The following is a 14,750-nucleotide window of genomic DNA, read 5'->3' on the forward strand; positions in this document are numbered from 1 at the left end:
TATCAGAATCAGAATGCCGTGCCGATCTGGAACTGGAAGCGCTGGACCTTGTCATTGGTGTCGCGATTGAGCGGGAAGCCCATGCTGATCTTCAGCGGGCCAATCGGCGACAACCACGACATGCCAAAGCCAGTCGAGTACTTCAGCTCGCTGAAGCTCAGCGGCTGACCTTCCTGGTAGACATTACCGAAGTCAAAGAACGTGAACAGGCGCAGCGTGCGGTCCACGCCCGAGCCCGGCAGCGGGAAGATGAACTCGACGTTGCCGATCATCTTCGAGGCACCGCCCACCGGGTTGCCATTCTGGTCCTTCGGGCCCAGCGTGCTGGTCTGGTAGCCACGCACCGAGCCGATACCACCGGCGTAGAAGTACTTGAACACCGGGAACGGCGTGTTGCCATAGCCGTGGCCGTACGCGACTTCGCCGTTCAGTGCCAGCGTGAAGGACTTCGAGATCGGATAGAAGTACTGCTGCTGCACGCTGGCGCGGTAGTACTGCGTATCGCCGCCCGGCAGCCCGACTTCCAGGTTGGCCTGGGTGTACGGGCCCTTGGTCGGCACCAGCGCGCTGTCGCGGCGGTCACGTGCCCAGCCGATGGTGAACGGGAAGTTGTTGATGCCGTCGCCGGAACTCTTGCCGATCTTGTTCAGCCAGTCGGTGTACTGGCTCGGCGTGTTGACCGAGGTATACACCTGGGTCCGTTCATAGCCGATGCCGAAGAACACCGTATCGACTTCCGAGAACGGCACGCCGAACTTGAAGCCACCACCGGCGGACACGATCTTGTAGTCCTGGTCGCCGGTGTAGTACAGCGGGCGCGAAGTACGGTAGTAAATGTCGGTCGAGCGGCTGATGCCGTCCACCGTGAAATACGGGTCGTACTGCGTCAGCGCGATGGTACGGAACGACTTGGCCGTGTTCACGTCCAGGCCCAGGCTGGTGCCGGAGCCAAACACGTTGTCCTGGCGCAGGCCGGCCTGCAGCACCAGCTTGTCGGTGGACGAGAAGCCCACGCCCAGGCTGATCTGGCCGGTCGGCTTTTCAGTCACGTTGACGTTCACATCGACCTGGTCGGGCGCGCCCGGCACGTCCTCGGTGGTGATGTTGGTGTCGGTGAAGTAGCCGGTACGGTTGATACGGGCTTGCGACTGCGTGAGCTTCTCGCTGTCGAACCACGAGCTTTCCATCTGGCGCATCTCGCGGCGCACCACTTCGTCGCGGGTCTTGCTGTTGCCCACCACGTAGACGCGGCGCACGTAGACGCGGCGGCCCGGGTCGACCATCAGGGTCAGCGCGACTTCACGCTTTTCCTTGTCGATCTGCGGCTGCGGGTTGATGGTGGTGAACGCGTAGCCGTAGGTGCCCAGCAGGTCGGTGATGGCCTTGGTGCTCTGCGTCAGCTTCTCGGACGAGAAAATATCGCCCTTCTTCAGCTGCAGCAGTTTTTCCATTTCCTCCTGCTTGCCGAGCAGCTCGCCCGCCAGGCGCACGTCGGACACCTTGTACTGGTCGCCTTCCTTGATGTTCAGCGTCAGGAAGATGTCCTTCTTGTCCGGCGTGATCGACACCTGGGTCGACTCGATCGCGAACTCCAGGTAGCCGCGGTTCAGGTAGAACGAGCGCAGCGCTTCCAGGTCGGCGGTCAGCTTCTGCTTGGAATACAGGTCGTTCTTGGTGTACCAGGACAGCCAGTTCGGCGTGGACAGCTGCATCTCGTCGCGCAGCGTGCCTTCCTTGAAAGCCTTGTTGCCGACGATGTTGATCTGGCGGATCTTGGCGACCGGGCCTTCATCCACGTTGAACACGACCGAGACACGGTTGCGGTCCACCGGCGTGATCGTGGTCTGCACGTCGGCGGCATAGTAGCCGCGCGCGACGTACTGGCGCTTGAGCTCCTGCTCGGCCTTGTCGATCAGTGCCTTGTCGTAGTAACGGGCTTCGGCCACGCCAACGGCACGCAGCGAACGGCGCAGCGTGTCCTTGTCGAATTCCTTGATGCCGACGAATTCGAGCTGCGAGATCGCCGGCCGCTCTTCGACCTGGACCACCAGCACGCCTTCCTCGGCGCGGATCTGCACGTCCTTGAAGAAGCCGGTATTGTAGAGGGCACGGATGGCGTCGGCGCCCTTGTCATCGGTGAAGGTCTCACCGACGCGCACTGGCAGGTAGCCAAACACGGTACCCGGCTCGACGCGTTGCAGGCCCTCAACGCGGATGTCCCTGACGACGAACGGATCGGCAGCCCAGCCCGCCGGGCTCCAGGCTGCAATAACGGCACTCGCCAGCAAGCCCAGCGAAATGCGCTTATGTCTGATCAATGTTGATCCCCTCTTTGATTCCATCCAGGATTGCGCTCCGATGCCTTCGGACTGCGCCTGGCAAATGGCGTCCCTGGCGACGGTGCCCGACGACACCACCGCCCCCTTGCCGACACACGTTTCTAGCCGTTCGCCAGAAACATTCGGCTGACGTCATTGAACAAAGCGAGCGAAGTCAGGAGCAAGATGCAGGCGATGCCAACCTTCTGCAGCATTGCCTGCCAGTGGTCTGGGACGGGCCGGCCAGTCAAAAATTCCACGCAATAATACAGCAAATGCCCCCCATCCAGAACCGGAATGGGTAACAAATTGAGTACGCCAAGGCTTACGCTGACCAGTGCCAGGAAGCTGACAAAGGCCTGCAGGCCAAGGTTTGCGGCACGCCCCGCGTAGTCCGCCACGGTCAGCGGACCGCTCAGGTTCTGCAGCGAAGCCTGCCCCACCAGCATCTTGCCCAGCAGCTTGAGCGAGAGCGCGCTGGTGTCCCAGACCTGGCCGGCCGCGCGCGCCAGCGCCTGGTCCGGCCGGTAGCGCACGGTTTCCATCTGCACCGCCTGGCTGAGCGCCGCGCCGAGCTTGCCCGCCGGCGCCGCGGTGGCGCCACTCGCGTCCTTGGCGCCATCGCGCGCCACGGCGGTGTCTAGCGTCACCGGCACGTCCAGGCGCTTGCCGTCGCGCTCGATGCCCAGTGTCACGGTCTGGCCGGGCTGGCTGCGCACCGCCTTGATCAGCGCGCTGGCCTGCGTGAGCGGGCTGCCCTGCCAGGCAACGATGCGGTCGTCCTTTTTCAGTCCGGCGCGCTCGGCGGCCGAGTCCGGCAGCACCTCGGTAATCGTCACCGGCCCGCCCTTCAGGTTCAGGCCCAGCGTGGCCAGCGGATCCTGCTCGGGATTGCCGCCGGTATTGGGCAGGCGCGGCAGCGTTACGTCGCGCTCGGCCCCGTCGGCGCCGCGCACGCGCAGCACGGCGCGCGCATCGCCAAAGCCCTCGGCGAATACGGCCATGCGCAGGTCATTCCAGGATCGCACTGCTTCGGTATGGTCATTGGCGGTCAGCGACAGCACCCGGTCGCCTTCGCGCACGCCGGCCTGCGCCGCCATGGTGCCGGCCGCGGGCGCCGCCACCACCGGCACGGGTTCGCGCATGCCGCCGGCAAAGAGCGCGAAATACAGCACGATTGCCAGTGCAAAATTGGCCAGCGGGCCGGCCGCCACGATCACGAAGCGCTTGCCGACCGGCTGGCGGTTGAAAGCCCGCGGCAGGTCGGCCGGGTCGATCGGCGTGTCGCGCTCGGGGTCGACCTCGCGCTCGTCCAGCATCTTGACATAACCGCCCAGCGGGATCGCCGCCACCGTCCATTCGGTCCGGTCGCGGCTTTTCGAGATCCAGCGCAGCAAGGGCCGCCCGAAGCCGATCGAGAAACGCAGCACCTTCACGCCGCAGGCGCGCGCGGCGAGGTAGTGCCCCATTTCGTGCACATAGATCAGCACGCACAGGGCAACGATGAAAGCGAGTACGGTTTGCATGGAGTCGGGACGTCGGTAACGATGGCAGGACTGGCGCGCCGGGCCCCGGGGATCCGGGGCCGCCGCAGCCGCTATTGTCGCAGATGCGGCAAGCCGCCCCGCCGGATCAGCGCTTTGCAGCCAGGGCGGCCACGCCCTCGCGTGCCGCCTCGCGCGCCAGCGCGTCGGCTGACAGCACCGCTTCGAGCGTATCGGCAGGCCCCTGGGGTGTCGCCTCAAGCACCTGCCGGACGATACCGGCAATGTCCGTGAAGCGCACTGTACCGCCCAGGAATGCCTCGACCGCCACCTCGTTGGCTGCATTGAGGGCCGCCGGCGCCACACCGCCGGCGCGCAGTGCATCGAAGGCCAGGCCCAGGCACGGGAAGCGCACCAGGTCCGGCTTCTCGAAATGCAAGCCCCCAGCCACGGTCAGGTCCAGCGGCGTGACCCCCGCATCGATCCGCTCCGGATACGCCAGGCCATAGGCGATCGGCGTGCGCATGTCCGGGTTGCCCAGTTGCGCCAGCACCGAGCCGTCGGTGTAGGCCACCATCGAATGCACGATGCTCTGCGGATGGATCAGTACCTCGATGCGCTCGGCGGGGGCGCCGAACAGCCAGTGCGCCTCGATGACTTCGAGGCCCTTGTTCATCATGGTGGCGGAATCGACCGAGATCTTGCGGCCCATGACCCAGTTGGGATGGGCGCAGGCCTGGTCGGGGGAGATATCGTGCAGCGTGGCCGGGTCGCGCGTGCGGAACGGCCCGCCCGACGCGGTCAGCAGCACCCTGGCAACGCCCCGGCCGTAGCGCGGATCGTCGGCCGGCAGGCACTGGAAGATGGCGTTGTGCTCGCTGTCGATCGGCAGCAAGGTGGCGCCGTGCTCGCGCACCGCATCCATGAAGATGCGCCCGGACATCACCAGCGCTTCCTTGTTGGCCAGCAGCACGCGCTTGCCGGCACGTGCTGCCGCCAGCGTCGGGCGCAGGCCGGCGGCGCCGACGATGGCGGCCATCACCGAATCGGTCTGCGCATCGGCGGCCACGGATTCCAGCGCGGCTTCGCCGTGGCTGACCTCGGTCTTCACGCCGGCATCGCGCAGCAGGGTTTCCAGTTCGAGCGCTGCCTCGGCGGTCCCCACCACGGCGCGGGCCGGGCGGAATTCAACGCACTGGTCAGCCAGCTTGCGCACCTGCCGGTGGGCGGTCAGCGCATGCACCACATAGCGGTCGGCATGGCGCCTGACGACGTCGAGCGTGCTTTCGCCAATGGAGCCGGTGGCGCCCAGGATGGTAATGCGATGCATAGCAGACGGCTTCAGAGAAAAATCAGCATCAGGGCCGCCAGCGGGAACACTGGCAGCAAGGCGTCGATGCGGTCCAGCACGCCGCCATGGCCGGGCAGCAGCCGGCTGCTGTCCTTCTTGCCGACCTGGCGCTTGAGCAGCGATTCGAACAGGTCGCCGACCACGCTCGCGGCGACCAGCAGCGTGGTCAGCACCGCCACGTAGGCCAGCCCGCCGCGGTCGCCCATCGCGGAGAACCAGGTCGGTGCAAAGGCATGGCTGGCGGCGAGCGCCAGGCCGATCACCAGCGCCAGCAGCCAGCCGCCGATGGCGCCTTCCCAGGACTTGCCCGGGCTGATGCCAGGCGCAAGCTTGCGCCGGCCGATGGCCTTGCCGGTGAAATACGCGCCGATATCGGCCGCCCACACCAGCACGGCCGCGGTCAGCAGCACGCCGATGCCGGCGCCGCGCAGGATCATGGTGGCATGGGCGAAGGCGGGCAGCATCACCAGCCCCAGCACCGCGCCCAGGGCGGTGAACGACGGCGTCGCGGACCGCACGCCGCGCGCCAGCAGCACCACTGCGATGCCCCAGCACACTACCGCGGCTTCGAGCAGCCAGGTGGTGGCGTGGCGCAGCGGCAGGTCATGCCAGGCAATGGCCGCGATCAGGCATGCCAGCGCATAGACATAGGGCCACGGCCCGCGCAGCCCGATCAGGCGGCCGAATTCCCAGCCGGCCAGCAGCACGATCACGGCCACCAGCCCGGCCAGAGCCGCGGGCGGTGCCAGGAACAGGATTGGCAGGATCAGCAGCAACAGGCACAGGGCGGTGATGACGCGGGTGAGGAGCATGCGCTGCAGTCCCGTGAGAGGTTGGAGTAGCCAGGCTCAGGCCGTACCCGATAGTCCCGGGGCAACCAGCTGTGCGCTGGTGCGGCCGAAACGGCGTTCGCGCTGGCGGTACGAGGCGAAGGCCTTGTCCAGTTCCGCGGCGTCGAAATCCGGCCAGAAAACGTCCGTGAAATACAACTCGGAATACGCCAGCTGCCACAGCAGGAAGTTGCTGATGCGCTGTTCGCCGCCGGTGCGGATGAACAGATCCGGCTCCGGCGCATAGGCCATCGCCAGGTGCGGCGCCAGCACCGATTCGTCGATCGAGGCCGGGTCGAGCATGGGCGAGCGCGCCAGCATCTTGCGCATGGCCTGCAGCAGGTCCCAGCGGCCGCCGTAGTTGGCGGCGATGGTCACGGTCAGGCCGGTGTTGCCGGCCGTGCGCGCCTCGGCATCGCGGATCAGCTGCTGGATGCGGGGGCTGAAGCGGGCCAGGTCGCCCACCACCCGCAGCCGGATGTTGTTGGCGTGCATCTTCACCACTTCGCGCCGCAGGGCCATCATGAACAGCCGCATCAGGAACGAGACCTCGTCCGCCGGGCGCCGCCAGTTCTCGGAACTGAAGGCGAACAGCGTCAGGAACTGCACGCCGCGGGCGGCGCTGGCTTCCACCACCGCGCGCACCGCGTCCAGCCCCCGGGTGTGCCCGGCAACGCGCGGCAGGTGCCGCTGGGTCGCCCAGCGGCCGTTGCCGTCCATGATGATGGCAACGTGACGGGGGACGTAGGAGGTATCGGGTACGTCGAGCGTTGAACTGATGTGCTGCATGATGGCAGACGGTCGTTGACTGCCCCGGCCATGCCGGGACGGGGTCAGACCGTCATGATCTCCTTCTCTTTCTCGGCGACCATCTTGTCGATCTCGGCCACGTACTTGTCGGTCAGCTTCTGCACTTCGTCCTGGCCACGGCGCTCGTCGTCCTCGGAGATGGTCTTGTCCTTGACCAGCTTCTTGAACTGCTCGTTGGCATCGCGGCGCAGGTTGCGCACGGCAACCTTGGCGCCCTCGGCCTCGCCCTTGACGACCTTGGTCAGCTCCTTGCGGCGCTCTTCGGTCAGTGCGGGCATCGGCACGCGGATCACTTCACCCATGGTGGCCGGGTTCAGGCCCAGGTCGCAGTCGCGGATGGCCTTCTCGACCGCGCCCACCATCTTCTTTTCCCAGGGCTGCACCGTGATGGTACGCGCATCGGCCAGGCCGACTGCCGCGACCTGGCTGATGGGAACCATCGAGCCGTAGTAGTCCACCTGAACGTGGTCAAGCAGGCCGGTGTGGGCACGGCCAGTGCGGATCTTCGCCAGATCGGCCTTGAAGGCTTCGATCGACTTCTGCATTTTCTGCTCGACGCTCTTCTTTGTGTCGGCGACGCTCATTTTTACCTCCGGAAATCAGCCAACCATGATCCCCCTGGCGGGGATCGAAAATGAATCATTCTACCCTTTGCCCGGCCGGATGCCAGCAGCCCGGCGTCTGGCGCCCTGCCTCAGACGTGCACCAGCGTACCTTCGTCCTCGCCCAGGATGATGCGCTTGAGCGCGCCCGGCTTGACGATCGAGAACACCCTGATCGGCAGCTTCTGGTCGCGGCACAGGGCGAAGGCGGTGGCGTCCATCACTTGCAGATTGCGCGAGATGGCCTCGTCGAAGCTGATGGTGGTGTAGCGCGTCGCGCTCGGGTCCTTCTTGGGATCGGCGGTGTACACGCCGTCCACCTTGGTCGCCTTGAGCACGACCTCGGCACCGATTTCCGAGCCGCGCAGCGCGGCGGCGGTGTCGGTGGTGAAGAACGGGTTGCCGGTGCCGGCGGCGAAGATCACCACCTTGCCCTCTTCCAGCTGGCGGATCGCGCGCGGGCGGATATAGGGCTCGACCACCTGGTCCATGCGCAGCGCGGACTGCACGCGGCCCTCGATATTGGCGTGGCGCATCGCGTCCTGCAGCGCCAGTGCGTTCATCATGGTGGCCAGCATGCCCATGTAGTCCGCGGTGGCGCGGTCCATGCCGGCGGCGCCGCCGGCGACGCCGCGGAAGATGTTGCCGCCGCCGATGACCACCGCGACCTGCACACCGAGCTTCACGATCTCGGCAATGTCGTTCACCATCGCCTCGATGGTGGAGCGGTTGATGCCGAAGGCATCGTCGCCCATCAGGGCTTCACCGGACAGTTTCAGAAGGACGCGCTTGTAGGCTGGCATGTTCACCCTCGGACAGGAGCAAATCGCTCGGTTGAGACGATCTTGAGACGTATGTTTTGGCACAGGCGGCACGGATCCTCGTGGCGCCGGCGGAAGAAAGCCGGTTTTCGGGGTGCCCCGGACTGCCGGACCACCACGGAAACTGGCTGCTGCGGTGCAACGCGGCCTGCGCCGCGCCGCACTACTTATGCAGAGGGGCACCTTACGGCGCCCCTGCGGCATTATAGGCGCCCGGACCAGCCCGAACGGGCAGTCCGCGGCGCCCCGGACATCAGCCCTTCTGGGCAGCGGCCACCTGGGCGGCCACTTCAGCGGCGAAGTCGTCCTGCTTCTTCTCGATGCCTTCGCCCACCACGAACAGGGTGAAGCCCTTCACGGTCGTGTTGGCGGCCTTCAGCATCTGCTCAACCGTCTGCTTGTCGTTCTTCACGAACGGCTGGTTGAACAGCGAGACTTCCTTCAGGTACTTCTGCACCGAACCCTCGACCATCTTGGCGACGATCTCGGCGGGCTTGCCCGACTCGGCAGCCTTTTGCTCGGCAATGCTGCGCTCCTTGGCGATCAGGTCGGCGGGGACCTGCTCGGCCGACAGCGACACCGGCTTCATGGCGGCCACGTGCATGGCCACGTCCTTGGCGGCGGCTTCGTCGCCATCGAACTCGACCATCACGCCGATGCGGGTGCCGTGCAGGTACGAAACCAGCTTGCCGCCGTTGGCGTAGCGGGCAAAGCGGCGGATCGTCAGGTTCTCGCCGATCTTGCCGATCAGGGCCGTGCGGGTGGCTTCAACGCTCACGCCGTCGATTTCCAGCGCCGACAGGGCGGCCACGTCGGCCGGGTTCTGCTTGGCGATCAGTTCGGCGACCTTGGCCGAGAACGCGAGGAAGTCGTCATTCTTGGAGACGAAATCGGTCTCGCAGTTCAGTTCGACCAGCACGCCGGTGGTGCCGTCGATGAACGATGCGACCACGCCTTCGGCAGTCACGCGCGAGGCGGCCTTGCTGGCCTTGTTGCCCAGCTTGACGCGCAGCAGCTCTTCGGCCTTGTCCAGGTCGCCGTCGGCCTCGGTCAGGGCCTTCTTGCACTCCATCATCGGCGCGTCGGTCTTCGCGCGCAGTTCTGCAACCATGCTTGCGGTAATTGCCGCCATTTGTCACTCCTTGAATGGTTCACGCCGGCTGCCGGCAGTCGCCTGCGGCACCCGGTCGGTGGGTCTACAGCACACCCGCGGCAGATACTGCCTGCGGCGGATGACAACAATTCAAATTCAAAAAAAGGGGGCGCCAGATGTGCCCCCTTTTAATTGCCCTTCTTGCCCGGCTGCCGGCGTACCCCGGCTTTCGCCTTGCGCGCAGCCCGTGATGACGGGCGGCAAGCGTTGCTTGTCTGTCGTGCGGTGACGATGCGCGCTAGCGGGTTCCTTTCCGGCAATCAGGCGGCGGGCAATCAGCCTTCCTGCACTTCGACGAATTCGTCGTCGCCGCCGCGAGCGGCTTCAACCACTTCCTGCACCGCGTTGGCACGGCCTTCCAGGATCGCGTCGGCCACGCCGCGCACGTACAGGGCCACGGCCTTGCTCGAGTCGTCGTTGCCCGGGATCACGTAGTCGATGCCTTCCGGCGAGTGGTTGGTATCAACCACGCCGATCACCGGCACGCCCAGCTTGTTGGCTTCGGTCACGGCAATCTTGTGGTAGCCGACGTCGACCACGAAGATCGCGTCCGGAACGCCGCCCATGTCCTTGATGCCGCCGATCGACTTTTCCAGCTTGAGCATCTCGCGCTCGAACATCAGCGCTTCCTTCTTGCTCATGGTTTCCAGCGCGCCGGCTTCCTTGGCGGCTTCCATGTCCTTCAGGCGCTTGATCGAGGTCTTGACCGTCTTGAAGTTGGTCAGCATGCCGCCGAGCCAGCGGGCGTCGACGTAGGGCATGCCGGCACGGCCAGCTTCTTCAGCCAGGATTTCGCGCGACTGGCGCTTGGTGCCCACGAAAAGGATGGTGCCGCGATTGGCTGCCAGCTGACGCACATACTTCATTGCGTCCTGGAACATCGGCAACGTCTTTTCGAGGTTGATGATGTGGATCTTGTTGCGATGACCGAAGATGAAGGGGGCCATCTTCGGGTTCCAGAAGCGGGTCTGGTGGCCGAAGTGGCAACCGGCTTCCAGCATTTCGCGCATGGTAACGGACATGTAAAACTCCAGAGGGTTAGGTCTGAAGCCCGCCCCGACATTCCTGAAAAGGAACACCCCGGATAGGCGGGCCAGCGATTTCAAACGACAGCAGGAATAATCCTGCAAAATACCGGCCTGGCGCACGCAATGCTGCGCCGCAACCAAGTCAGCCCGCTATTGTAGCAACAAAAGTGCGGCCCACTCAAGCCGCCCGGCTTCCTGGCGCCCTGCGGACTCCGCCCAGCACCGGCGCGCACAGGCTGCGATCTGGCCCCGATGGTGCGATAATCCTACATTGACCTTTCGATTTCGGCGCGGCCAGTGGCCTCGCCATCACTTTTTTGGCGACGCAGCATGAGCATTCACCTGAACACCGCCGAAGACATCGCCCAGATGCGCGTGGCTTGCCGCCTTGGGTCCGAGGTCCTCGACTACATCACGCCCTTCGTTCAGCCAGGTATCACCACCGGCGAGATCGACCGCCTGTGCCACGCCTACATGCGTGAAGTGCAAGGCACTGTGTCGGCGTGCCTGAACTATGCCCCCCCCGGCTATCCGCCCTTCCCCGGCGCGATCTGCACCTCGGTCAACGACGTGATCTGCCATGGCATTCCGGGCGACCGCGTGCTGAAGAACGGTGACGCGATCAACCTGGACATCACGGTCATCACCAAGGAAGGCTACTACGGCGACAACAGCCGCATGTTCATCGTCGGCGAGGGCTCGATCCTGGCCAAGCGCCTGTCGCAGGTGACCTATGAATGCATGTGGAAGGGTATCGCGCAGGTTCGCCACGGCGCCCGTCTGGGCGACATCGGCCACGCCATCCAGATACACGCCGAAGCCGCCGGCTACAGCGTGGTGCGCGAGTACTGCGGCCACGGCATCGGCAAGAACTTCCACGAAGACCCGCAGATCCTGCACTACGGCCGCCCGGGCACCGGCGCCGAGATCAAGGCCGGCATGATCTTCACCATTGAGCCGATGATCAACGCCGGCAAGCGCGATATCCGCACCATGCCCGACCAGTGGACGGTCAAGACCCGCGACCGCAGCCTGTCGGCGCAGTGGGAGCACACCGTGCTGGTCACGGAGACCGGCTACGAGGTCCTCACGGTATCGGCCGGGAGCCCGGCGCCGCCGGCCTTTATCACCGATTCCGTCGCGGCCTGAGGTCGCACTGAAGCCAGGGGCGCCTGACCGGGCGCCTTTCTTTTTCCAGCCGTGCCCACCAATTCGCTCGCCGAGCCCGCCACCACCATGGACACCACGCCGGAACTGCTGCTTGCCGCGCGCGTGCGCGACCAGCTCAAAGCCGACAAGCAGGCACTGTTTGCCGACTTCAACATCAGCGCCAATGTCGGCACGCTGATCACGCGGCTGCGCCGCGCCGTCGACGCCGGGCTGGTGGAAGCCTGGCGCGGCCTGGGGATGCCCGCGGGCGCGGCGCTGGTGGCGGTGGGCGGCTATGGCCGCGGCGAGCTGCTGCCTTACTCCGACGTCGACGTGCTGCTGTTGCTGCCCGCCGAGCCAGACCAGGACACCACCGGGCGCCTGGAGCGCTTTATCGGCCTGTGCTGGGACCTCGGGCTGGAGATCGGCTCTTCGGTGCGCACCGTGGACGATTGCATCCGCGAGTCGCGCCAGGACGTCACCATCCAGACCTCGCTGCTGGAAGCGCGGCTGCTGACCGGCAGCCGCAAGCTGTTCGAGTCGATGCGTACGCGCTACCTCGCCGACCTGGACCCGGCCGCGTTCTTCCAGGCCAAGCTGCTGGAAATGCGCCAGCGCCACGCCAAGTACCAGGACACGCCCTACTCGCTCGAGCCCAACTGCAAGGAAAGCCCCGGCGGCCTGCGCGATCTGCAGGTGATCCTGTGGATGACCAAGGCGGCGGGCCTGGGCGACAGCTGGAAAGAACTTTTCGAGCGCGGCCTGCTGACGCAGCGCGAAGCGCAGGAGCTCGCGCGCAACGAGCGCCTGCTCAAGACCATCCGCGCGCGCCTGCACCTGGTGGCCGGCCGGCGCCAGGACGTGCTGGTATTCGACCTGCAGACCGCGCTGGCGGAGTCCTTCGGCTATCGCCAGACCACCAGCAAGCGCGCCAGCGAACAACTGATGCGCCGCTACTACTGGGCGGCCAAGGCAGTCACGCAGCTCAACAGCGTGCTGCTGCTGAACATCGAGGCGATGCTGTTCCCGAGCGAGTCTCAGGTGACGCGCGTGCTCAACGAGCGCTTTGTCGAGCGCCAGGGCATGCTGGAAATCACCAGCGACGACATCTATGAACGCGACCCGCACGCGATCCTGGAAACCTTCCTGCTGTACCAGCGCACGCCCGGCGTGAAAGGCCTGTCGCCGCGCACGCTGCGCGGGCTGTACAACGCGCGCACCGTGATGAATGCGGGCTGGCGCAACGATCCGGAAAACCGCCGCCTGTTCCTGGCCATCATGCAGGAGCCGCAGGGCATCACCCACGCGCTGCGCCTGATGAACCAGACCAGCGTGCTGGGCCGCTACCTGATCAACTTCCGGCGCATCGTCGGCCAGATGCAGCACGACCTGTTCCACGTCTACACCGTGGACCAGCACATCCTGATGGTGGTGCGCAACATGCGCCGCTTCGCCATCGTCGAGCACACCCACGAGTTCCCGTTCTGCAGCCAGCTGATGGCCAGCTTCGACAAGCCGTGGGTGCTGTGGGTGGCAGCGCTGTTCCACGACATCGCCAAGGGCCGCGGCGGCGACCACTCGAAGCTTGGCACCGTGGATGCGCGCCGCTTCTGCAAGCAGCACGGCATTGCGCGCGAAGACGCCGACCTGGTCTGCTGGCTGGTCGAGCACCACCTGACCATGAGCCACGTGGCGCAGAAGCAGGACCTGACCGATCCCGATGTGATCCACGCCTTTGCCCGCGTGGTCGGCAGCGAACGCTACCTGACCGCGCTCTACCTGCTGACCGTGGCCGACATCCGCGGCACCAGCCCCAAGGTATGGAACGCGTGGAAGGGCAAGCTGCTGGAAGACCTGTACCACATCACGCTGCGCGTGCTCGGCGGCGCGCGCGTGGATTCGCATTCGCTGTGGTCGCAGCGCAAGGAAGACACCATCTCCGAGCTGCGCCTGAAGGCCTTCGACCCGGCGCTGGGCAAGTCCCTGTGGGCGCAGCTCGACGTGGCTTTCTTCCTGCGCCACGATTCGCACGATATCGCCTGGCTCACGCGCCACCTGTACAACAAGGTGGACAGCCCCACGCCGGTGGTCAAGGCACGCGTCTCCCCCGCCGGCGAAGGCCTGCAGGTGGCGGTCTACGTCAAGGACCAGCCCGACCTGTTCGCGCGCATCTGCGGCTACTTCGAGCGCAAGGCATTCTCGATCCAGGACGCCAAGATCCACACCACGCGCCACGGCTACGCGCTGGACACGTTCCAGGTCACCGACCCCGGCATGGCCGGCGACGGCGGCAGCTACCGCGACATCATCGCGCTGGTCGAGCACGAACTGTGCGAGCGGCTGCGCCTGCAAGGCGCACTGCCCGAACCCACGCAGGGGCGGCTGTCGCGCCAGTCGCGCAGCTTCCCGATCAAGCCGCGCGTGGACCTGCGCCCCGACGAGCGCGGCCAGTATTACCTGCTGTCGCTGTCCGCCAACGACCGCACCGGCCTGCTGTACGCCATCGCCCGCGTACTGGCACGGCATCGCGTATCCGTCCACACGGCACGCATCAACACCCTGGGCGAACGCGTCGAAGACGTGTTCCTGGTCGACGGCAGCCGCCTGGCTGCCGACAACCGATTGCAGATTCAGCTTGAACAGGACTTGCTCGCCGCCCTCGCCATCTGAGGCGGGCGGGCAGCATCAACATATGACCGACAGCAATTCGCCGAAGCGCAAGACGCTAGGTATCAAGGCCGCCAGCGACACCGGCACGGCCGCGCGCAAGACCGGTACCCGCCCCGTGCGCGTGTCCGACCTGAACCGCAAGCGCGTGCAAGCCGTCTCCGAAGGCATCAAGCGCGCCCAGGAGCGCGCCGGCGGCAAGACCGGCGGCCGTCCGGCCCAGGGCGAAGCGCAGGCCCGCGCGCCGCGTCCCGCTGACGGCGAACGCCAGGCACGCCCGCGCCGCCCGGAAGGCGGCGAGGCGCGTCCGCGCCGCTTCGGCGATGACCGGGGCGAGGCACGTCCGCGCCGCTTCGAAGGCGGCGAGGCGCGCCCGCCGCGCCGCTTCGGCGACGACGACAACCGCCCGCGCCGCACTGGCGATGACCGGGGCGAGGCACGTCCGCGCCGTTTCGAGGGCGGCGATTCGCGTCCGCCGCGCCGCTTTGGCGACGACGACAACCGCCCGCGCCGCACTGGCGACGATCGCGGCGAGGC

At 66.1% G+C, this 14,750-nt stretch carries 11 protein-coding genes and 1 pseudogene; 3 read left to right on the top strand and 9 right to left on the bottom strand.

Translation table 11 applies throughout. The features are described from left to right. Window positions 1-8: 8 nt before the first annotated feature. The 9 genes from bamA to rpsB all read right to left on the bottom strand — a co-directional run bounded on the left by bamA (window position 9) and on the right by rpsB (window position 10,391). A complete protein-coding gene (gene bamA, locus C265_RS06165) occupies window positions 9-2,342 on the bottom strand; it encodes an outer membrane protein assembly factor BamA (RefSeq protein WP_210401217.1) in 2,334 nt (777 codons plus the stop codon). A gap of 98 nt (window positions 2,343-2,440) precedes the next feature. Beyond that, window positions 2,441-3,844, bottom strand: a complete 1,404-nt coding sequence (rseP, locus tag C265_RS06170) for an RIP metalloprotease RseP (RefSeq protein WP_010809594.1) — start codon at window positions 3,842-3,844, stop codon at window positions 2,441-2,443. A gap of 106 nt (window positions 3,845-3,950) precedes the next feature. Next, window positions 3,951-5,132: a 1-deoxy-D-xylulose-5-phosphate reductoisomerase gene (ispC, locus tag C265_RS06175; protein WP_010809595.1), complete on the bottom strand. Its 1,182-nt coding sequence runs from the start codon at window positions 5,130-5,132 to the stop codon at window positions 3,951-3,953. Window positions 5,133-5,143: 11 nt separating this feature from the next. Then, complete coding sequence (locus C265_RS06180) at window positions 5,144-5,965, bottom strand: phosphatidate cytidylyltransferase (RefSeq protein WP_010809596.1); 822 nt, start codon at window positions 5,963-5,965, stop codon at window positions 5,144-5,146. 36 nt (window positions 5,966-6,001) lie between these two features. Then, window positions 6,002-6,772: a polyprenyl diphosphate synthase gene (gene uppS, locus C265_RS06185; RefSeq protein WP_011615471.1), complete on the bottom strand. Its 771-nt coding sequence runs from the start codon at window positions 6,770-6,772 to the stop codon at window positions 6,002-6,004. Window positions 6,773-6,816: 44 nt separating this feature from the next. After that, window positions 6,817-7,377 (bottom strand): ribosome recycling factor, encoded by a 561-nt coding sequence (gene frr, locus C265_RS06190; RefSeq protein ID WP_010809598.1) that lies wholly within the window; start codon window positions 7,375-7,377, stop codon window positions 6,817-6,819. 110 nt (window positions 7,378-7,487) lie between these two features. Beyond that, entirely contained in the window at window positions 7,488-8,198 is a 711-nt protein-coding gene (gene pyrH, locus C265_RS06195; RefSeq protein WP_010809599.1) for a UMP kinase, read from the bottom strand. A gap of 271 nt (window positions 8,199-8,469) precedes the next feature. Further along, window positions 8,470-9,348: a translation elongation factor Ts gene (gene tsf, locus C265_RS06200; RefSeq protein WP_010809600.1), complete on the bottom strand. Its 879-nt coding sequence runs from the start codon at window positions 9,346-9,348 to the stop codon at window positions 8,470-8,472. 296 nt (window positions 9,349-9,644) lie between these two features. After that, window positions 9,645-10,391, bottom strand: a complete 747-nt coding sequence (gene rpsB, locus C265_RS06205; protein ID WP_010809601.1) for a 30S ribosomal protein S2 — start codon at window positions 10,389-10,391, stop codon at window positions 9,645-9,647. 336 nt (window positions 10,392-10,727) lie between these two features. On the opposite strand from rpsB, the gene map reads away from it, so the two are divergent. The 3 genes and pseudogenes from map to C265_RS06220 all read left to right on the top strand — a co-directional run. Next, window positions 10,728-11,546 carry a type I methionyl aminopeptidase gene (map, locus tag C265_RS06210; protein ID WP_010809602.1) on the top strand — a complete coding sequence of 273 codons (819 nt, stop codon included), beginning with the start codon at window positions 10,728-10,730 and terminating at the stop codon, window positions 11,544-11,546. Between the two features lie 87 nt (window positions 11,547-11,633). Beyond that, window positions 11,634-14,216, top strand: coding sequence for a [protein-PII] uridylyltransferase (locus C265_RS06215; protein ID WP_011615472.1), 2,583 nt, complete (start codon window positions 11,634-11,636; stop codon window positions 14,214-14,216). Window positions 14,217-14,238: 22 nt separating this feature from the next. Next, window positions 14,239-14,750: pseudogene (locus tag C265_RS06220) on the top strand (16S rRNA pseudouridylate synthase); the annotation flags it as partial.

The sequence above is a fragment of the Cupriavidus sp. GA3-3 genome, from assembly GCF_000389805.1.
In the GTDB taxonomy this organism is placed as follows: Bacteria; Pseudomonadota; Gammaproteobacteria; order Burkholderiales; family Burkholderiaceae; genus Cupriavidus; species Cupriavidus necator_D.

Bases quoted from the DNA above. Each gene is read 5' to 3' on its own strand.
- bamA (WP_210401217.1), bottom strand. From the start codon at position 2,342: ATGGAATCAAAGAGGGGATCAACATTGATCAGACATAAGCGCATTTCG.
- rseP (WP_010809594.1), bottom strand. From the start codon at position 3,844: ATGCAAACCGTACTCGCTTTCATCGTTGCCCTGTGCGTGCTGATCTAT.
- ispC (WP_010809595.1), bottom strand. From the start codon at position 5,132: ATGCATCGCATTACCATCCTGGGCGCCACCGGCTCCATTGGCGAAAGC.
- C265_RS06180 (WP_010809596.1), bottom strand. From the start codon at position 5,965: ATGCTCCTCACCCGCGTCATCACCGCCCTGTGCCTGTTGCTGCTGATC.
- uppS (WP_011615471.1), bottom strand. From the start codon at position 6,772: ATGCAGCACATCAGTTCAACGCTCGACGTACCCGATACCTCCTACGTC.
- frr (WP_010809598.1), bottom strand. From the start codon at position 7,377: ATGAGCGTCGCCGACACAAAGAAGAGCGTCGAGCAGAAAATGCAGAAG.
- pyrH (WP_010809599.1), bottom strand. From the start codon at position 8,198: ATGCCAGCCTACAAGCGCGTCCTTCTGAAACTGTCCGGTGAAGCCCTG.
- tsf (WP_010809600.1), bottom strand. From the start codon at position 9,348: ATGGCGGCAATTACCGCAAGCATGGTTGCAGAACTGCGCGCGAAGACC.
- rpsB (WP_010809601.1), bottom strand. From the start codon at position 10,391: ATGTCCGTTACCATGCGCGAAATGCTGGAAGCCGGTTGCCACTTCGGC.
- map (WP_010809602.1), top strand. From the start codon at position 10,728: ATGAGCATTCACCTGAACACCGCCGAAGACATCGCCCAGATGCGCGTG.
- C265_RS06215 (WP_011615472.1), top strand. From the start codon at position 11,634: ATGGACACCACGCCGGAACTGCTGCTTGCCGCGCGCGTGCGCGACCAG.